Genomic DNA, 19,653 nt, shown 5'->3' on the forward strand with positions numbered 1-19,653 from the left:
GTTGTCTTTAATTTTAAAAAGATTGGGGTATATCAAGCAAGGGGCTTACAGCAGTTGTCGATCAAACCTGCTACAAAAAGGGGCGCAGGGCGAAGCCCCGCAATGGGTTTTATATTTTTATTTGTGGCGGGATTGAAAACAAATTGCTGTAAGCCTCTTGTCTGCATGAAATCAATGTGAAATTAATTTAATCTCTAACGCTTGATTTTTGATTGAATTTGGTCAAAAGCTGCACCATCAACAAAAAATTTCTTGTTAATTGCATCCCAGCCACCAAGATCTTTAACGGTTGAAAGATCTTTTACTTTAGGGTAAAGCTCGACAAATTGTTTTTCTTTAGCGACAGTCTCATCTACTGGACGGAAACCGACCTTAGCAAATTCAGTTTGGGCTTCAGGAGAATAGAGGAACTTGACAAAAGCTTCCGCAACTTCTTTTGTGCCATGCTTTGCCACGTTCTTGTCAACAATAGCGATCGGATTGTCGATGGAAAAATTGACATCAGGAATTACGTAATTGACTTTCTGACCTTTTTGCGATGCAAGAACGATCTCATTTTCATAGTTGATCAATGCATCGCCCTGCCCTTGCTTAAAGAAAGCATCGGTTGCTTCTCTAGCATCTTTGGTCAAAATTGGTACATTTGTATATACTTTTGTCAATGCTTCTAGAGCTTTTTCATCGCTACCGCCTTTTTTGACTGCGGCATTCCACAAAGCGAGGAAGTTCCAACGCGCCACACCTGAAGTTTTAGGATCGGCAGTGATTAAGCTAATACCATTCTTTTCTAAATCCGACCAGTCTTTAATACCTTTAGGGTTTCCTTCGCGGGTCACTAGAACTGGAATAGATTTAGAGACAATTGCATCGTTAGGATATTCCTGTTCCCAACCTTTATCGATCAATCCTGCTTTTTCAATTTTACTAGTATCAGCCGCAAGAGCAAGGTGAACAATATCAGCCTCTAAACCGTCAATGACAGCGCGGGTTTGAGAGCCTGAACCACCATAGCTTTGTTTAAAAGTAACTTTTTGGTTCTGTTCCTTTTGCCATTTCTCGACAAATTTCGGAATAATGGCTTCGTGAGCTTGTTTTGTTACAGCAAAAGATACAAGGGTTAGTTCAACATCCTTTTTGGCAGATCCTCCTGCTTGCGACGTGTTGTTAGGAGATGTCTCCGTAGTGGCTGTGCAAGCTGCCATCGTGACACTGATCAATGCACCTGCCAAGAAGAAAGATACAAATTTACGTCCCCATTTATGACTAAATATATTGCCAAATAAATTGGTGATCTCCTTAACGAAAGATTTGACAGCGTTGACGTTTAAAGGATGTTGCCTTGAACTCATGAGCTTTGATCTCCAAAAAAAACAATCTACTATATCTCGGTGTAGATACCGTTATTTATTAGGATACAATATTTTTCAATGTAATACAAATAAATCTACGGCTTCTCGACTGGTTATAAGATGATTTATCTAGAAACAACTACTTCCCGTATCTACAAGCGCCGTGAAATGCTTCCTTGCAAAGCAAACTTTATATCGAAAATTGAATATGGGGTGGTGCGATCGCTGACTTGGAATGAGGATGGGCAGGTTATTTGCTCAGGATTGTGGGCAGATGGTGATGTAATTGGCAATGAGCTATCTAATTTACATCCCTATGAAATGGAGTGTTTAACTGATGTGCAATTAACCGAAATTTCAAAATCTAATTGGGGTGAATATGTCACTGAAATTATTCGCCATACTAAGAATACTGAATTTTTGTTAAAGATTTCCCACTACCGTTCAAAGGATGAGGCTTTGCGTCAATTACTTGGTTGGCTAACAAACCGTTTTGGGGAAGATGATCGTCACGGAAGAGTAATTGGTCTGCAATTAACTCATCAAGAACTTGCGGAGTTAATTGGCTCAACTCGTGTGACAGTAACACGCATTATTAATAATTTAGAAGAGCTTGGTTTTCTATCAAGAAAGGGGCGTAAGTTAAGATTTTTAGCTGAGAATATTGATCAATGGCATTATGAAATTTAAAAATAAGTAATCTTTAGCTTGACTGTTTTATCTGTAAAACAAGCGATGCATTGCATCGCCTTTTTTATGAATTCTATGGCCGCTTAGAATTACTTTTTGGTTCGTCCTCTGTTACCGATGGTGGCGGAGAAAGATTAACTAGTACTTTATCTACGCGGTTGCCGTCCATATCTACGACTTCAAAGCGCATTCTCTCCCAAGTGAAATGTTCACCAACTAGGGGAATATGTCGGAGGTAAGTCATCATCAGCCCACCAAGAGTGTGGTAGTTATGCTCTTTTTCATAGGGTAGCTCTTCGACTTCGAGAATCTCTTTGAGGCGATCGCTAGAAATCATGCCATCGATTAGCCAAGAACCATCTTCTCTTTGCATAGCATCGGGATCACCTTGACGATCATTAGATGGCAGATCCCCAACGATCGCTTCGAGAAGATCAGTAAGGGTCACAAGTCCTTCGACACCGCCATACTCATCGGTCACCATTGCGACGCGATCGCCAGATTGTTTAAACTGCTCCAAGACACTCAAAGCACTGGCAGTCTCGGCAACATATAGAGGAGGACTACTGGCTTTGACTAAATCGATGGGAGTACCATTGAGACTAGCGTTGAGAAATGCTTTAATCTCGACAATACCTACACAATCATCAAGATTTTCTCTTGCGACAGGAAAGCGGGAATGTCCACTGCTTAGAACTTCGCGCTGTGTTTCTTCAAAAGGTGCATCAACATCGAGCCAGTCGATTTCTGTGCGAGGAGTCATTAGAGACTTGATTGGGCGATCGCCCAAACGAAAAACACGCTCAACCATGTCATGTTCTGCCTCCTCAAACATGCCCGATTCAGCTCCCTGAGCAATCATCACCTTAATTTCTTCTTCTGTAACTTGCGATTCTTCTATTACCTGAATTCCCAGTAAGGCAAGTAAAGCTTCGGTTGAAATGCTTAGCAAATAAACAACTGGAGTGCCAATATTGGCAAGAAATCGCATTGGCGGGGCAACTGCACAGGCAATCCGCTCGGCATTGCTCATCGCTAAGCGCTTAGGCACAAGCTCGCCAACCACTAGAGACAAGTAAGTAATGATACCGACCACGATCGCAAAGCTGAGGGTTTTGCTATAGGGTTGGAGAAAAGGAATGGTCTCGAATGACTGTTGCAAAGTTTGGGCTACGGTTGCACCACCCAATGCACCGCTTAAAATTCCGATTAAGGTAATCCCAATCTGAACGGTTGACAAGAAATTTGTGGGTGAAGCTATCAATCTTAAAGCTGCTCTGGCTTTTGCATTTCCTTCCTTTGCCCATTGCTCTAGGCGCACTTTGCGAGCAGATACGATCGCTAGCTCGGACATCGAAAAAACACCATTGACAAGAATTAGTAAAATGATGAGTAAAGCTTCAGACGCGACGGAAGACATTGTTTTGGGGCAGAACGATTTTATAGGAATCGTTTGTGAAATTTGTTAATAGTAGATATATATTCTCATACCAAATTTTGTGTCAAGTTTCTTAAGACTAATAATAAAGGTAAGAAATTCTAATTTAAAAGCCAATTTTTGAGTTTGCCGAGTCTGAGGTAATGTAAACCCTAAAAAAAGGTGTGTCACGAAGTGACACACCTTTTTTTCTAACGGCTATAGAGTTGGGTAATTTCAAGTAGGCGATCGCTAAGATCTTGATTAAGTAAATTGGGATCGCTATAGCGCCAGCCCCAATTTCCTGTCGCAGTTCCTGGGGTATTCATGCGTCCACTGTTGTCTAAGCCAAGGACATCTTGTAAAGGCACGATCGCAATTACCGATACTGCTGCCATCGCCATACGGATCAGCACCCAGTTAATCGGCTCACCTGCGGCAAAACCTACTATATATTTGTAGAACAATTCTTTTTCGTATCTACTAGCTCGCTGCCACCAGCCCACAGCCGTGTCATTGTCATGAGTTCCTGTATAAACTGCACAATTGCGAACATAGTTGTGGGGTAAATGGAAATTGTCGGAGCCACCTCCAAACGCAAACATGAGGACGCGCATCCCAGGAAACCCAAAATCATCGCGCAACTTATCAACTTCAGGAGTGATTACGCCCAAATCTTCGGCAAGAATTGGTAACTCACCCATCACCTCATTCAGCTTTGTAAATAGCTCAGTTCCTGGGGCAGTTTCCCATTCGCCATTGATGGCAGTTTCTTCACCTGCGGGAACTTGCCAAAAAGCTTCAAATCCTCGGAAGTGATCGATGCGAATAATATCTACATACCGATTTAAAAATCTAAAGCGATCGATCCACCATGCAAAGTCAGTTTCTTGGAGATATTCCCAGTTATAGACTGGGTTGCCCCATAGTTGACCTGTGGCGCTGAAATAGTCAGGTGGGACTCCTGCCATTTGGGCGACTTCATAGGTTTCAGGATCAAGCACAAAGTTTTGAGGATTTGCCCAGACATCAGAGCTATTGTGCGATACATAAATGGGAATATCGCCAATAATTTGAATGCTTCGCATATTGGCATATTGCTTGAGTTTCAACCATTGATCAAAAAAGATAAATTGCACAAATCTTTGAAACTCAATTTGGTCATGCAATTCTTCACGCTTTTGTTGTAATGATTGAGTTTCCCGTCTAGCGATCGCAGGTTCCCAATTATTCCAAAGGATTTTAGGATTTTGTTCATGCAGCGCCATGAAGAGCACATAGTCTTCGAGCCAATCAGCTTCTTCGTAGCAAAACTTTTTGAACTGCTCTTGCAATAGATATAGATCGTGATGATGCTTAAGATCTTGATCGACATATCCTTGTTTGAAGCGAATGAATGCCATCTCAAGCAATTTCCGTTTATATGGCATCACTGCCTCAAAATCAACTCGATCTTGATTAAATTCTGGAATATCCGCCCAATCTTCTTCTTTGAGTAAATATTGCTTTGCTAAAAGCTCTGGGCTGATCAGATACATGCTACCTGCGATCGCGCTAAAGCTCATATAGGGAGAGTTTCCATATCCCGTGGGACCAAGGGGCAGCACTTGCCATAGCTTTTGACCACTACGCGATAAAAACTCAATAAACTGATAAGCTGTCTCTCCTAAATCTCCGATCCCAAATTTACTGGGTAGTGAGGTTGGATGCAACAAAATTCCACTAGAACGTTGAAAGGGCATAAACACAAATTTTTAGATCTAGCTTTACTTTACCGCCTTATGTATAGAGTTCTCTATTTTGCCGCAGGCAAAATAGAGAACTCTATATGATCCCATCGGCTGCCATTTCTTCGCGAGTGTAGTTAATTGAAAAATCTAAGAAGAAGCCGTAAAGTTCGATCTCTGCAACCGCAGGAAAAAGACGTAAAGTACTAATGCCTAAATTTTTAGGATTGTCTGCTAGCCAACCAAAAGCTTCTTTAGTATGTGCTCTTACGGTTAAGATTTCTCCATCTGCGGTATGACTTAGTGATAGCTCGGCATCCCCAGGTTTTAAATACATTTCGCTATAAATTTGTCCTAGCATTCGCCACTGCTGCCGCCAATAAGTCATCCCTTGCCTTTCATGCTCGATCGCATATTCAGCTAAGGTTGCAATATTCTGCCAAGTAATATCTTCTCTCTGAAAAATTAGGCGTAACTCGCTAATAGCTTGTTCACAGTCTCCCTCAAATTTAAGGAGAGGGATTGGATCGGCTAAACGACGGGGTGTTTTGCCCAAAGTCATCAGTGATTGAATTACGGTTGATTCTATCTGGCTGGATAGCTGCTCTTTAGCTTTTTGAGTTTGCCAGATCACGCCTTGTTCAGTGGTGGCATACAATGCAGGCAGACGATTCAGAACATAAGCACATACATCATCAACACCAACTTTGCGTGGCAAAACATTTGCCATATGAATCAATTGATTTTTTACTTCTTGTTTTGCTAAATCTTCTAAAACATTAGTTAGGAAATAAGAAGCTGAAAGGATATAGGAGTTAAGTTCAGGATTTGGCAGTTCAACATTATTTTGCCAATCCCGAAGCCCATGTTGAGGAGCATCCTTCCGTTGTAAATAACCTTTTATGTCTCGCAATCGATTGCGATCATTAACGCTCAAACTTACATATTCAGGTGTGTGACTAACTAGAGTGAGTGCTTCCTGAAAAAACTGCGGAACCTGATGCCATTGCAAAGTAGGCTTACTAAAAAGTTTTTGTAATTTAGTAAGAATATGAGCAGGTGTCTCAACCTTACTAGCCGCAATTTTCGTTGATTTCCGCAACGGATCGCGCTTTACTCCTAGCAAACCCTGCTGAACAGCACTGACAATCTGTTGCTGGAGTTCATTATGAGCACGTTTGCGTTGCTGCAACCATCCTCGGCTCGTACTTGCATAAAGTGCTGGCAATCGATTTAGTGCAAAAGCAGCTACCTCGCTAAGGTTAATTGCCTCGCGGGCGGTTTGGCTGAGATGTTTGAGTTGTTCTTGTACTTCGACGACAACGATTTCCTCAAGGACATTTTTGAGGCTAGTCATAAGCTTTTACTACTAGAAATTTTATATTTGATAACCCTTATACATATTTACTAAGCTGCCCAAAATTAAAGTAATGCATAGCAATCGTTAAAAAGCTCCAAGACTAGAGAATAGCGCATTTTGCAAGGCTCATCGTGGTTACTCTAGGGAGAATTAGTATCAAAGATCGTCATCTGTGCTTCATTTTGCGAATCTTTACTTAGTCTTAATGCTGACTTTTGTAAGCGATCGCCTTTAGTCGATCCACCTGTTCGCAATCCAGTGGCAATATGACTGTTTTTTGCAATTTGTTCTAATACTTGCTTAGCACGACTGATCACACTTGCAGGCAAGCCTGCTAAGCGCCCCACTTCAATTCCATAGGAACGGTCAGCGCCGCCTTTTTGGACTTGGTGCAAGAAAATAATTTCATCTTCTAATTCTTTGACTGTAACTTGGAAATTAGCCACATTGGGCAGCAAACTTGCCAGCTCATTAAGCTCATGGTAATGGGTTGCAAAAATCCCGCGTGCTTTGATTTTATTGGCGATATACTCAGCGACTGACCATGCGATCGCCATGCCATCAAAAGTCGAAGTACCGCGCCCAATCTCATCAAGCAGTACTAAGGAATGATCTTTAGCATGATTGAGAATATTTGCAGTTTCATTCATTTCCACCATAAACGTAGATTGACCTGTGGCAAGATCATCGACTGCACCAACACGGGTAAATATGCGATCGCAGATCCCCAAAGTCGCCGATTCCGCAGGGATAAAACTACCTACTTGAGCCATCAGTTGAATTAGTCCAACTTGGCGTAAATAAATACTTTTACCGCTCATATTGGGGCCAGTTAGCACGATTAAGTCTGGACATTCAGGCGCTTGATCTTCATTGCCTAAATAAGTGGAATTGGGAACAAAGAAACCTGCGGGGAGAGACTGCTCAACGACGGGATGACGACCATTGTGAATTGCGATCGCGCGATCGCTGGTAATTTGGGGACGGCAATAGTTATAGGTAACGGCTACTTCCGCTAGGCTACACAAGACATCGGCAGCAGCGAGGGCAGTAGCGAGGATTCGCATCGGTTCGATATGCTTGGCTGTAAGTAGCCTCAACTCCACAAACAAGTCATATTCCAACTGCTTTAACTCACTATCAGAATTGAGAATCCTTGTTTCTCGTTCCTTTAGTTCTGGAGTGATATAACGCTCTTCATTAGTGAGAGTTTGCTTGCGGATGTAATCATCTGGAGCCTGTTCACTTTTGCCGCGCGAGATACTAATGTAATAGCCAAAAGCTTTGTTAAAGCCAACTTTGAGTGTGTTAATACCTGTACGTTCTTTTTCCTGTTTCTCAAAAGCAGCCAACCATTCCACATCATCACGACTCTGTTGACGCAGATGATCGAGCTGCTCATTGACTCCTGAACGAATGATATTTCCTTCGGTAATATAAATCGGTGGTTCTTCAACGAGCGTGCGTTGTAACTGTGAACCAAGTTGTAATAGTTCCGATGGCACAGACTGTAAAGCTTTTAAATAGCGAGAATTAGATTTGGCGACAACATCGGCAACATCACGCATTCTTTCTAGTGACATTGCTACAGCAATCAGATCTCGCCCATTTGCCGTACCTGCTCCAATGCGACTGCATAAACGTTCGATATCATAGATTTGACTCAAACAACTTCGCAAATTTTTGCGGAGAGAATGTTGTTTGAGTAATTCGGTAATTGTATCAAGACGTTCATTAATGGCGGCAATATCCTTGAGAGGTTGTAATAGCCAACGCCGTAAAGCTCGGCTCCCCATGCCTGTTGTAGTTTTATCAAGTGCCCATAATAGCGAACTATAGTAAGTGCCATCACGAACAGTTTGGGTGATTTCTAAATTACGGCGCGTTTGGTTATCGAGAATTAGATAATCGGCGATCGCATAGGTGGAAATTCCTTGCAATGGCATTTTTACACTTTTTTGGGTGGATTCTAAATATTCTAAAATGCCACCTGCCGCCCTAATTGCCAAAGGTAAGGCTTTACAGCCAAAACCTTCAAGCGATCGCACTCGGAATGTGTCGAGAATACGCTGCTTGGCTTCAGCTAAGGCAAAAGGAGCTTGCGATCGCGGTGTATAGCAGAAGCTTTCAGGCAAAGCGCTATAAGGCTCAGGTAAAACGGATTGTTTTTTCTGCGAAATTCCTTCCCAAAATGCTCCAGTTTTCTCAGCTTTAGAACCGCGAAATAATTGCGGATTTGGTACATCGATGGGAATCAAAACTTCAGCAGGTTGTAATCGTAATAGTTCTTGAATTAAATGATCGGTGCTATTTAACTGTGTGACGGAAAACTCGCCTGTAGAAATATCAGTGTATGCTAAGCCCCAATTCTCGCCGCCATTGGCGATCGCCACCAAAAAATTATTTTTCTTAGCCGCCAACATTCCCTCTTCGATCACTGTGCCAGGGGTAATCACTCTAGTAACTTCGCGTCGTACTAGTCCTTGCGCTTCGGAGGCAGCTTCCATTTGATCGCAAACAGCGATCGAGTAGCCCTTTTCAACTAATTGATTAGCATAGCGATCAAGAGCATGATGAGGAATTCCTGCCATGGCAATGCGCCCAATTGTTTTGCCCCCATCGCGACCTGTTAGCACCAATTCCAATTCCCGTGAAATTAGCTCTGCATCTTCAAAAAACGCCTCAAAAAAATCCCCCAGCCGATACAACATCACTGCATGAGGATACTGCTCTTTCATCTCAATATAATGCAGCATCATCGGTGTGAGGGCAGCGCGATTAACTAGAGCCGACGATAGAGCTAATTCAGCCATTCCAATTTTGGTCTTAAAACAATGTTATTCAACCATTGTAAATGGCATTTAGACTCTATTACATAGCAATTACAGCGCTTTGCGCTCAAACCCAAACCAAGAAACTTTTTGAAAGCGTTGCAAAGCAACGCTTTCAAAAAGTTTCTTGTGGTTCGTTTAATTGGAAATTGCTACAGCGGAGATGTGGCGCTTCGTGCCACACCTCATTTTGGGGTTTTATCTAGCTATAGCCTATAATCAAAAGGTAATTATTCATGGTTTGGATCTAGGTGGCACTTAAGTTTAAATTTGCGATCGCCTCCGATTTGCATATCGCATTGCCCCATACGATTTGGCAGCATCCTTCGCGATTTCATCTCGTTGAGTACAGTATCCCCGCATTTGAAGAGGTGCTGTCGCAACTGGCTACCCTAGATTTAGACTTTTTACTTTTACCAGGTGATCTCACTCAGCATGGCGAGCCAGAGAACCATCAATGGCTATCGGAGTGCCTCGCCCAACTTCCCTATCCTGTCTATGTGATTGCAGGAAACCATGACGTACCAAGAATAGAAACCTTTGATCAGTTCACTCCTCACTATACTAAGTTTGGCTTTAAATATGGGCTTAGCGAACCAAATAAACTCTATTATGAATGTGAAGTATTGCCTAATGTCCGCCTAATTGGATTGAATTCCAATCAATTTGATGCTGATGGTCAACAGATTGGCTGGATTGATGAAGAGCAGTTAGATTGGTTGCAATTGGTTCTAGAAAATCAAGATTATGAATTGAATCTAGTAACCATTCATCATAATGTGCTGGAGCATATGCATGATCAGTCACGCAATGCACTTGGTAAACGCTATATGCTTGGTAACACTGAGCGCTTATGCAAAATTTTACATCAAGCAAATGTGAAGCTGGTTTTTACTGGACATCTGCATGTGCAGGATATTGCCTATAGCGATCGCTACAATCTTTATGACATTACGACAGGCTCTTTGGTCAGCTATCCTCATCCATATCGCGTTCTTAATTACATTTCTGATGCATCAGGCGATCGCTTAGAGATTGAATCTTTTCGAGTCAAATCAATTCCTGAGCAAGCTGATTTATTGCATTTCTCACGGGAATGGATGGGTGATCACTCACATCCATTTGTAGTAAGGCTATTGACGCATCCCCCTCTTAATTTGCCTCTAGAACTTGCCGAGACTCTCACTCCTGAGCTTCGTTATTTTTGGGCTTATATTGCTGATGGTGATGCCAAGTTTGAGTTCCCTAATTTTCCTACTGTAGCGAAAGAATATTTTGAAGCATTTAGTGATGTTCCTCCCAAGGATAATAATATTACGCTAGTTCTTAAATAAACCGAAAAAGGTGTCACTTCGTGACACCTTTTTCGGTTTATTTAAGTATTTAAGAAAAATTTATTGATTAGATAAACTAGGCTTAACCCGATAGTGTCGAGAAACACATAGGATTACAAATGTGTACCTCACGCTTTTATGACATATACGTTCTCAAGTTTCAATCTTAACTCCACAACCTCAGTAACTGACTGGCGGCGATCGCTCGAAGAAATTTATCGCGGTCGCACCATGCACACTTACAAAAGTGGACAAATCATTCCCATGTATCCCCATGAAGTCTGGGTGGTTTGTCGCGGAGTGGTGCAACTCAATACCTTGCATCCTTCAGGTGATGAAGTTTTGGTTGGCTTTGCGGTGCAAGCAATGCCCTTTGGCTTACCTCTAACAAACCTCGACCCATATCAAGCGATCGCTCTATCAGATATTGACTTGATGCGCTTTACTTTGATCGAGTTAGAGAATTCCCCACTACTCTATCAAGGGATTTTGCAACACCTCAATCGTCGGCTTCAGCAAACCGAGTCTTTATTAGCCCTAGTTAGTAACAAACGGGTAGAAGAGCGTCTCCGTCAAATTCTGCTTTTGCTCAAGCAAGAAGTCGGCATTCCTGTCGAAGGTGGAACTCGTTTAACCGTTCGCCTTACGCATCAACATCTTGCCAGCGCCATTAGCAGTACTCGTGTAACTGTGACTAGAGCAATGAAGCTATTACAAGATGAAGGATGGCTAAAGGTTGATCGCGATCGGCATATAGTTCTTGTATAGACTTTTAGCGCTTTGCGCTCAAAACCGAACCGAGAAATTTTTTGAAAGTGTTGCTTAGCAATACTTTCAAAAACTTTCTTGGTATCGATAATTGCTGTAATGAATCACCCCGCCGCAAGCGGACGGGGTATCAAATTCTTTTTTACTAGAATTTACTTACACCGCAGAGCGGTGGGGTATTTACCCTCTTAATTGAATAAATAGGGTTGTGGCGCTTTGCGTCACAACCCTATTTAAATATAAAGAAAGGGCGCTTAGCGCCCTTTCTTTATTTCTTGAGAATGGTAATAACAAGAGCAGTGGTTTCAGTTACAGGCTTAACACCTTCAGGGTAAGCAATTTCACTAACATGGACACCCTTGCCGATATCAAGATTAGTAATATCGATTTCAAAGCTTTCAGGGATATTGTTTGGAGCACAAGCTACACGTACATGGTTTTTGATTGTGTCAATGGAGCCACCACCAACTTTTACACCCACTGGTACACCGACGAAGTGCAGAGGAATGTCTACTTCAATCTTCGACTGAGACTCGATCGCAAAAAAGCTGAGGTGATAAATAGCAGGTTTGTAGGGATGGTTTTGAACTTCGCGCAATAATGTTTTGCCTTTGAAGTCGCCATCAGTTACATTTACTTCGATCATTGTGTTGTTGATCGTGGCTTCGCGTAATAGAGTAGTTGCTTCTTTAGCATCTAAAGTGATCGAGATCGATTCAGATCCTTTATGTCCATAAACAGTTGCAGGAATTTGACCATTGCGACGGAGGGCGCGATTGTTAGCTGGAGGACGAGTAGTAGCGTTTATTTGTAGTTGCATTTTGATAATTTAGTGATTGGTAATTTAGTAACTAACTTTTAATTGTCGTTTTTAGTGAAAACGACAATTAAAAGACTAAGCTCTCAACAAACCACGTTTGGGCCCATGAATTGGGTCTTCCACAATGATGGTTTGTCCTCGGCTTGCGCCTAGAGAGATGATCGCGATTGGAGTTCCCGTCAGATCAGCAAGAAACTTAAGATAGTCTTTTGCTTCTTTGGGCAAATCGTCAACGACTTTGCATTCGCTAGTTGATTGCTTCCAACCAGGAAGGGTTTCGTAGATGGGGATTGCTCTAGCAAAGGCACGAGCATCACTAGGGAAGTCGCGCAGGACTTTGCCATCAAGTTCGTAGGCAGTACAAACCTTGATTTCTTCGAGATCGTCGAGGACATCCAGTTTGGTGACAGCAAGGCAATCTAGTCCATTAATGCGAACTGCATAACGACCAATTACGCCATCAAACCAACCACAACGGCGTTTGCGTCCTGTGGTTGTGCCAAATTCTGCACCACGCTCACCGATGTGATTGCCAATTTCATCATGCAACTCAGTGGGGAAAGGCCCTTCTCCAACACGAGTTGTATATGCTTTGGCAACACCGATCACGCGATCGATGCAAGTTGGCCCCACGCCTGCGCCAATACAAGCACCGCCTGCGACAGGGTTTGAAGATGTGACATAAGGATAGGTTCCATGATCAAGATCAAGTAAAGTTCCTTGTGCGCCTTCAAACAAAATATTGCGACGTTCACGGATAGCTGCATCAATTTTTAGTGAAGCATCGACCACATGAGGACGCAAGCGATCAGCATAGCCGCGATATTCTTCGATGATTGATTCAACATCAAGCGGTTCTAAATTATAGAGCTTTTGTAAAACAATGTTTTTTTGCTCGATCGCCCAACGCAGCTTTTTAGGCATACGTTTTTCGTCCATCAAATCAATTATACGGATACCGACGCGCTCAGATTTATCCGCGTAGGTTGGACCAATACCACGCCCAGTTGTACCTATTTTATGCTCGGCTCTTTGTGCCTCAGAGGCACGATCAAGCTCACGATGGTAGGGCATTGTGACATGGGCGGTTTCAGAAATAAACAGGTTTTCTGTCGATATACCCAAATCTTTGAGTCGATCCACTTCTTCAAGAAGCACCTTCGGATCGATCACAGTGCCATTGGCAATGATGCATTCCGTTTTGGGATACAGGATTCCTGAAGGAATCAGGTGTAGCTTAAAGGTGCGATCGCCAACAACGACCGTATGTCCTGCATTATTACCGCCTTGATAGCGGACAACGACATCTGCGGAGCGGCTCAGCAAGTCGGTAATTTTACCTTTACCTTCATCACCCCACTGCGCCCCAATAACAATTACATTAGCCAAGGGTCTTTATGCTCAATCAATAAAATCTCACAATCATCAATCATCTCAAAGGATTGTATTGATTGTCAATCACTTTATTCAAAAATCAGAAATTAAGTGGCTAAGCAATTAAGTATAAAACCCAAAAAACTGTACTGCCCGCTGCGCGGGCAGTACAGTTTTTTGGCTCTGGGTTTTTAATTATGCCGAGGTGCTTATCATTGTTTAGCGGGTGACAGCCGCCATTTTATTTCTAGTTTTAAGCTTTGAGCAATTCGATCGCAGATTCAGCCGCCGCAAGTCCTGAATGATAGGCGGCTTCAATATTTTTGCCAGCGCACCAATCACCTGCACATACAAGAGACAAAGGTATTGATGTGGATAAACAAGAAACGCCTAAAGACTCTTCTGCAAGGGCATAGCGCCAGCGATGAACTTGCCACCATTCAGGACTGGCTAACCATTTTTCTAATAATCTGCCAACTTGATTGAGCAATGGCTTACCTGCGATTTCTAGATCTGGTTCTTCCATTGATTGTTTGGCAAATTCAGCCGTACTTTGCAAGACAAAGACAGGTTGCATAGCTTTGTCTGGATGTTTGCTGCTATCGTAGCTAATCCAGTCAAGAATCGGATCATTAATACATCTAATTGCTTGCCATTCTACTGGCACAGAATTACTAGCATTGTACCCAGCCATGATCGTCACACTGGGGGCAAATTTGACTGATTGCACGGCTTGCAAAAAGCTTGGTGCTGGCGCTAGTACCTCTTCAAATATCGGCAAAAATTGGGGCGCAGGAATAGTAGACACGATCGCTGAAGTTTCGAGGACTTCTTGGCGATCAGTCACTAATTGCCATTTGATATCGTTGTGACTAACACCGACAATACGGGCATTGTTAATAATCGGAATTTCGTTAGCAAGATATTTTGCGATCGCAGTCATGCCCATAGGACAGCAATATCGAGGATGACGCTCATCGGCATTGGGAGGACGCAAGCCAGATGATGACAGTTGGTAAACATTGCGCGTCCATTCTTGAACGATGCCTTTTTCTTGCAGTTTACGTATAAACCTGCCAAAGTTGTCACTTTTAACTGAAAGCAGTTGTGCTCCATGATCGACCCAAGTTCCTTGCAAACGTCTAGTTGCCATACGTCCACCGACTCCTGCGGATTTTTCAACGATGGTGACATCTAGCCCTGCTTGCTTTAGTTGTTGAGCACAGGTTAAGCCAGCCATTCCTGCGCCGATCACGATTACATCTTTCATACAGTTTCAGTTCATGCCTCTTGAAGAGCTTAGCTCATCTTTAATTAATCGCAACAATCAAAAATAGTTTTTCATCGTCATAGGTGGTAAAGACCGATTAGATCTTTACTAGCAATTCTCATTATGAAACCAATTTTGGGATTCGCAACGCCGACGGCGCTGCAAATCCCAAAATTGGTTTTGATTAAAGTCCGCTGACAGCGGACTTTAATCAAAACCAATTTTAAAAATGAGAATAGCTGGATCTTTATAAAGTATCTTGCATTTTTTCGCCATCATGATATGCAGCAAACAATACAGGGCAAGTTTTGCCCCAAGCGATCGCGCCAGTAGCATCAAGACAAATTGCCCCAAAATCGCGATCGCGGCTTTTCGCTTCATTAATCGACTTTTCGACAGCTTGCTGAAGAGTCATGCCATCGGTGACACGCACCACAACCCTAGTTGCAAAGCCCTCATCGAGAATATCTTCGCCGACACCAGTACAGCTTACCCCTGCAAACTTAGTGGCATAGTTCCCCGCAGGAGTTGCTGAGTCGCTGACTCTGCCGATGCGCTCAAAGCCTCGCCCCCCTGTTGATGTGCCTGCACAAATGCTGCCATATAGATCGAGAACAACTACGCCAATTGTCCCCATCGCCACATCTGCCATTTTGCGAGTGAAGTTGGTCTTACGCTCTTCCACCCATTCAGCGAGGCGTTCATCAGTGAGTGGATTATAAATTGGGATGCCGAGTTCACGGGTGAGTTCCGCCGAGCCGTAATCGGATAAAACGCGATCGTCACTAGTTTGTAAATGTTTAGCGAGATCAATAGGGTTTTTGACTCTAGCTGTATTAATTACACCGCTAAAACTTTGGCGATCGCCGTCCATAATCGAAGCACTCATCCGCACCTGTCCATCGGACTGCAATACGGAGCCAGTCCCAGCATTAAATCGGGGATCATCTTCGAGCATTTGACAAGCCTTGACAACAGCATCGATCGCCTTAGTTCCATCAAGTAGCATTGGATAAACGGTTTCAAGTACGGCAAATAGAGATTTGCGGACAGGTTCATAGCCGCCTTTACTTTCGACAGTGCTACCTGCGCCGCCATGAATAATGATTTTTGGTTGCATTTGATTTTGGTAATTGGTGATTAATTTAAGACATTTATGTAGGGGCAAAGCATTCCCGCAGAAATTTATAAATTCTTAGATCCTTTGAATTTGGGAATGCTTTGCCCTTAATCTCAAAACGAAGGGGAAATTGATCGGTTAAAGCCTAGAGGGTTTAGCATTTGCGGATTGAGATTTTGGTGGAGAGTTTAGAAATGGTGGCGCAAATGCTAAACCCCTACAGATTTGCAAACTATAATTCTCCAAATCCCTTTTTCTTTTTCTTCTTCTTGCCATAAACAGGATTGCCCGCTGGGGCTTGGTTGCCCATGCCGCCCATTCCAGGGAACCCGCCGCCGCCCATGTTGGGCATTCCAGGGAAGTTAGGCATCTTGCCTTGTCCCATTTGCTGCATTAGCGATCGCATTTTCTGGAAATCAGCGACGAGCTTAGTTACATCCTGAAGTTTATAACCAGCACCGCTAGCAATCCGTTGTTTACGACTAGGACTTTTCGCAATTAGGTCGGGATCTTTCCTTTCCTGTTTTGTCATCGAGCTAATCATTGATTCGCAGCGCTTGAGTTGCTTTTCTGCCTCTTGGATTTGCGCGTCATTGATTTTCATGCCTGGAAGCATTTTCAACATCCCACCAAAGGAACCCATGTTTTTCATCATGCGGGTATTCTTGAGGAAGTCGTCAAAGTCAAACTGAGCTTTAAGGATTTTCTCTTGAAGTTGAGCTGCATCGGTGATGTCGATTTCTTCTTGAGCTTTCTCAACTAACGTCAGCACATCGCCCATGCCTAAAATCCGTGAAGCCATGCGTTCGGGATAGAAGGGTTGCAGTGCCTCGACCTTTTCGCCCACACCAATAAACTTAATCGGCTGTCCCGAAATCTGCCTTACTGATAGTGCCGCACCACCGCGAGTATCACCATCCATCTTGGTCAAGATCGCGCCTGTAATCTCAATCTCATCATGGAATGTACGAGTTAATGTCGCCGCCTCTTGTCCTGTCATCGCATCGACAACCAGCAGCACTTCATCGGGTGCGATCGCATCCTTGACGCGCTTGAGTTCATCCATCATGTCGCGATCGATCTGCAAGCGTCCAGCAGTATCGACGATCACGGTATCAACGCCTAATTCTTTAGCTTTTGCTAAGCCTTGTCGCGCAATCTCCACAGGGTCAGCATCTGCACCCATTTCAAAGACTGGTACATTGATTTGCTTACCAAGGGTAATCAACTGATCGATCGCCGCAGGACGATATACGTCAGTGGCGACCAATAAAGTCGTGCGCTCTAGTTTGCGTAAATGTAAAGCTAATTTGGCGGTAGCAGTCGTTTTACCTGTACCCTGCAAACCTGCCATCAAAATTACTGTTGGGCTATTGGCAGCCTCTGCGAGCGGCACATTTGCCTCGCCCATCGTCCTGACTAATTCGTCATAGACGATCTTGATAAATTGCTGATCGGGGCGCACACCTGCGATGACATCAGCGCCTTGAGCCTGTTTGGAGATTTCTTCGACAAATTCTTTGACAACCTGTAAGTTGACATCTGCCTCTAATAGCGCCCTGCGTACCTCGCGAATCGCGCCTTGGATATTGGAGTCAGAGATTTTGTCCTGTCCGCGTAACTTTTTCCAAGCCGCCTCAAATTTATCGGCGATTTCATCAAACATATCTAGTTTTGCTTTTGCTGTTAGTTCTACCTACTAATTTACCTTTACCACTGTGACATTGATCCTGATCTGTGAAAATTACGGATGCGATCGAAGCAATCTTTTTGAAATAAAGGCTGTTCAAAAAATTTTACTTGAGATGCTTAACCAATATATTCGTCAAACTGTTTAGCTTTGATGCAACTTCAGTTCTGTGGCATCTTGAAGAATCCATTTCTGCACAAAGTATTAGGACATTTCCACTTTCAACTATTTCAGCAACTTCAGATAATGTTTGTTCCGCCTCGGTTTTCTCAGGAGGAATCCAACGTTCACAGCCCGATAAGTTACCGAGAGATGTTTTGGAAATGTATTGGATATTTCTAGAATTGCAAAGAGACTCAATAGCTGCTCCATACCACTTCCTAGACCAAGCGCGAGGACTTAGTCTCACATCAATCACACAAGTGACGTTAAATTCTTTTAAGTAATCAATAAAAACATCATAATTTTTTCGGTTTCCATAGCCGAAAGTCAGTATAAGTTTTTTTTCGGAAGTTGCTAAATTAGACATGTTATAAATCAAATAAACTTAAAGTCTGAGAATAACTATTTTGGGACATTTTGGGAGGATAAAAGATTCCTATAATCATGAAAACTTTACAGTGGTTTTTGAGATTACCTAGAATAAAATAGAGATCTTTTTTAGATAAAAACTCATCTTCTAGTTTTTGCTTGACTTTAAATATAGCTTCTTTTTCGCGTTCCTCTAATGAGGCAGATTTAGATCTGTTGCGACATCCTCTATAAAGTTGACATATTTCCCAATCGCTGATTGTGTAGGAATGTCTTGCCCCGTCAGCTTCAGTAAATTTATACCCAAACTGATAGGGGATTTTTTCCAAGTCTATGGATGCTTCAAACAAGTCCCCTTGATCTTGGATGGCTTTTTGTTTTGGACTCCATTCACGGTCAGATGCCTTGAGAAAATATTTCTCTATACTTTTAGGCTTAATAATCCCCAAAGATCTACCTTTTGACTGCATTTCGGCAACAGAATCAAATTGTAGGGGAAGAATTAGAGATTTACGTTCTTCCCAGTTGTTTTTAGTTCCTATTTCTCTAATTACACGTATAGAAGTATCATCAATTCGATAGCTCTCTTCTCTAAAATCTTTCTCATTCCGTTCAATCTCAGCGCTAATAATAGACCATCTTTATATACCTTTGATCTATTTCCAATTCACGAAATCTAATGGGATAGATCCTAATCCACTGCTTTGGCTTCTCTTCCTCGTCTAGCAATATACCAGCCGTACAGACAGTTTCCTTATACTTTGTACTAATAGATGGATAAGTTTTAGTTGTGATTAGAATCTTTTTTCTTTCCATGTGACAAAAGCTTAGGGCGATAGTTTTACGACTATTTTGCAAATATTATATAGTATTTAAGAGATCACGGGTTTTTGAGATTTAGGTTGGGCGTGATCGCTTTTTGATTGTTTGTGATTGGGGCGATCACTTTTTTGTTGAGATTGAGTTGGGGCGATCGCTTTTTGATGAGTGATATTTAAGGCGATCGCGGATTGTTGAGATTGAGTTGATGGCGATCGCTTTTATAAAACAATCAAGCATGACAGATTACTAACGACTTGCTACCCTCTATAGTCAGTGGAGATGATAAATATGTTATACCAAATCACAAAAGAGAGGCAACAGATAGAGCATCCAGTATGGAATCTCTACCGACAAGGGAAGCAATGACAGATTTAGTCATTTCGGAGAGACGATTCTTCACCAAAAGCCGCAACTCATCCATATTTTTGGGTAAAGTAAAGCGCAACCCTTGCTTCAAATATAACCAAACGCGCTCAATTGGGTTTAATTCTGGAGAATGAGCAGGCTGAAATATCAAAATGATATTGCTCGGCAATCGTAACCGCTTAGC

The 19,653-nt window shown here is 42.6% G+C and carries 16 protein-coding genes; 3 read left to right on the forward strand and 13 right to left on the reverse strand.

Annotation, left to right across the window (positions count from 1 at the left end; translation table 11 throughout):
• Positions 1-194 precede the first annotated feature (194 nt).
• On the reverse strand, positions 195-1,349 hold the full coding sequence (locus tag CQ839_RS10590; protein WP_103668239.1) for a sulfate ABC transporter substrate-binding protein: 1,155 nt from the start codon (positions 1,347-1,349) through the stop codon (positions 195-197).
• 120 nt (positions 1,350-1,469) lie between these two features.
• On the opposite strand from CQ839_RS10590, the gene CQ839_RS10595 reads away from it, so the two are divergent.
• Positions 1,470-2,039: a Crp/Fnr family transcriptional regulator gene (locus tag CQ839_RS10595; protein ID WP_103668240.1), complete on the forward strand. Its 570-nt coding sequence runs from the start codon at positions 1,470-1,472 to the stop codon at positions 2,037-2,039.
• Positions 2,040-2,112: 73 nt separating this feature from the next.
• Here the strand turns inward: CQ839_RS10595 and CQ839_RS10600 are convergent, their stop codons facing one another.
• From CQ839_RS10600 to mutS, 4 genes are all read right to left on the reverse strand, one after another.
• A complete protein-coding gene (locus tag CQ839_RS10600) occupies positions 2,113-3,459 on the reverse strand; it encodes a hemolysin family protein (protein WP_103668241.1) in 1,347 nt (448 codons plus the stop codon).
• Positions 3,460-3,668: 209 nt separating this feature from the next.
• On the reverse strand, positions 3,669-5,198 hold the full coding sequence (malQ, locus tag CQ839_RS10605; RefSeq protein ID WP_103668242.1) for a 4-alpha-glucanotransferase: 1,530 nt from the start codon (positions 5,196-5,198) through the stop codon (positions 3,669-3,671).
• Positions 5,199-5,280: 82 nt separating this feature from the next.
• Complete coding sequence (locus CQ839_RS10610) at positions 5,281-6,540, reverse strand: late competence development ComFB family protein (protein WP_103668243.1); 1,260 nt, start codon at positions 6,538-6,540, stop codon at positions 5,281-5,283.
• Between the two features lie 143 nt (positions 6,541-6,683).
• Positions 6,684-9,356 (reverse strand): DNA mismatch repair protein MutS, encoded by a 2,673-nt coding sequence (gene mutS / locus CQ839_RS10615; RefSeq protein ID WP_103668244.1) that lies wholly within the window; start codon positions 9,354-9,356, stop codon positions 6,684-6,686.
• 269 nt (positions 9,357-9,625) lie between these two features.
• On the opposite strand from mutS, the gene CQ839_RS10625 reads away from it, so the two are divergent.
• Positions 9,626-10,708: a metallophosphoesterase gene (locus tag CQ839_RS10625; RefSeq protein WP_103668246.1), complete on the forward strand. Its 1,083-nt coding sequence runs from the start codon at positions 9,626-9,628 to the stop codon at positions 10,706-10,708.
• A gap of 138 nt (positions 10,709-10,846) precedes the next feature.
• Positions 10,847-11,476 carry a Crp/Fnr family transcriptional regulator gene (locus CQ839_RS10630; protein WP_103668247.1) on the forward strand — a complete coding sequence of 210 codons (630 nt, stop codon included), beginning with the start codon at positions 10,847-10,849 and terminating at the stop codon, positions 11,474-11,476.
• 268 nt (positions 11,477-11,744) lie between these two features.
• Here the strand turns inward: CQ839_RS10630 and CQ839_RS10635 are convergent, their stop codons facing one another.
• The 8 genes from CQ839_RS10635 to CQ839_RS10670 all read right to left on the reverse strand — a co-directional run.
• Positions 11,745-12,296, reverse strand: coding sequence for a 50S ribosomal protein L25/general stress protein Ctc (locus CQ839_RS10635; RefSeq protein WP_103668248.1), 552 nt, complete (start codon positions 12,294-12,296; stop codon positions 11,745-11,747).
• 75 nt (positions 12,297-12,371) lie between these two features.
• Positions 12,372-13,685 (reverse strand): adenylosuccinate synthase, encoded by a 1,314-nt coding sequence (locus CQ839_RS10640; protein ID WP_103668249.1) that lies wholly within the window; start codon positions 13,683-13,685, stop codon positions 12,372-12,374.
• Between the two features lie 238 nt (positions 13,686-13,923).
• Positions 13,924-14,940 carry an NAD(P)/FAD-dependent oxidoreductase gene (locus tag CQ839_RS10645; RefSeq protein WP_103668250.1) on the reverse strand — a complete coding sequence of 339 codons (1,017 nt, stop codon included), beginning with the start codon at positions 14,938-14,940 and terminating at the stop codon, positions 13,924-13,926.
• A 247-nt stretch (positions 14,941-15,187) separates the two neighbouring features.
• Positions 15,188-16,060, reverse strand: coding sequence for an isoaspartyl peptidase/L-asparaginase (locus CQ839_RS10650; protein ID WP_103668251.1), 873 nt, complete (start codon positions 16,058-16,060; stop codon positions 15,188-15,190).
• A 232-nt stretch (positions 16,061-16,292) separates the two neighbouring features.
• Positions 16,293-17,726 (reverse strand): signal recognition particle protein, encoded by a 1,434-nt coding sequence (ffh, locus tag CQ839_RS10655; RefSeq protein WP_103668252.1) that lies wholly within the window; start codon positions 17,724-17,726, stop codon positions 16,293-16,295.
• Positions 17,727-17,856: 130 nt separating this feature from the next.
• Positions 17,857-18,279 carry a DUF488 domain-containing protein gene (locus CQ839_RS10660; RefSeq protein ID WP_103668253.1) on the reverse strand — a complete coding sequence of 141 codons (423 nt, stop codon included), beginning with the start codon at positions 18,277-18,279 and terminating at the stop codon, positions 17,857-17,859.
• Between the two features lies 1 nt (position 18,280).
• The gene (locus tag CQ839_RS25485) at positions 18,281-18,751 is read right to left on the reverse strand and encodes a hypothetical protein (RefSeq protein ID WP_219817765.1); all 471 of its coding nucleotides are present in this window, start codon (positions 18,749-18,751) and stop codon (positions 18,281-18,283) included.
• Between the two features lie 653 nt (positions 18,752-19,404).
• On the reverse strand, positions 19,405-19,653 hold a 249-nt coding region (locus CQ839_RS10670), incomplete at its 5' end, for a transposase (RefSeq protein WP_181016170.1).

The organism is Pseudanabaena sp. BC1403 (assembly GCF_002914585.1).
Taxonomy (GTDB): domain Bacteria; phylum Cyanobacteriota; class Cyanobacteriia; order Pseudanabaenales; family Pseudanabaenaceae; genus Pseudanabaena.

Excerpts from the sequence above, each read along its gene's own strand:
- CQ839_RS10590 (WP_103668239.1), bottom strand. The coding sequence starts at position 1,349 with ATGAGTTCAAGGCAACATCCTTTAAACGTCAACGCTGTCAAATCTTTC.
- CQ839_RS10595 (WP_103668240.1), top strand. The coding sequence starts at position 1,470 with ATGATTTATCTAGAAACAACTACTTCCCGTATCTACAAGCGCCGTGAA.
- CQ839_RS10600 (WP_103668241.1), bottom strand. The coding sequence starts at position 3,459 with ATGTCTTCCGTCGCGTCTGAAGCTTTACTCATCATTTTACTAATTCTT.
- malQ (WP_103668242.1), bottom strand. The coding sequence starts at position 5,198 with ATGCCCTTTCAACGTTCTAGTGGAATTTTGTTGCATCCAACCTCACTA.
- CQ839_RS10610 (WP_103668243.1), bottom strand. The coding sequence starts at position 6,540 with ATGACTAGCCTCAAAAATGTCCTTGAGGAAATCGTTGTCGTCGAAGTA.
- mutS (WP_103668244.1), bottom strand. The coding sequence starts at position 9,356 with ATGGCTGAATTAGCTCTATCGTCGGCTCTAGTTAATCGCGCTGCCCTC.
- CQ839_RS10630 (WP_103668247.1), top strand. The coding sequence starts at position 10,847 with ATGACATATACGTTCTCAAGTTTCAATCTTAACTCCACAACCTCAGTA.
- CQ839_RS10635 (WP_103668248.1), bottom strand. The coding sequence starts at position 12,296 with ATGCAACTACAAATAAACGCTACTACTCGTCCTCCAGCTAACAATCGC.
- CQ839_RS10645 (WP_103668250.1), bottom strand. The coding sequence starts at position 14,940 with ATGAAAGATGTAATCGTGATCGGCGCAGGAATGGCTGGCTTAACCTGT.
- CQ839_RS10650 (WP_103668251.1), bottom strand. The coding sequence starts at position 16,060 with ATGCAACCAAAAATCATTATTCATGGCGGCGCAGGTAGCACTGTCGAA.
- ffh (WP_103668252.1), bottom strand. The coding sequence starts at position 17,726 with ATGTTTGATGAAATCGCCGATAAATTTGAGGCGGCTTGGAAAAAGTTA.
- CQ839_RS10660 (WP_103668253.1), bottom strand. The coding sequence starts at position 18,279 with ATGTCTAATTTAGCAACTTCCGAAAAAAAACTTATACTGACTTTCGGC.
- CQ839_RS25485 (WP_219817765.1), bottom strand. The coding sequence starts at position 18,751 with ATGCAGTCAAAAGGTAGATCTTTGGGGATTATTAAGCCTAAAAGTATA.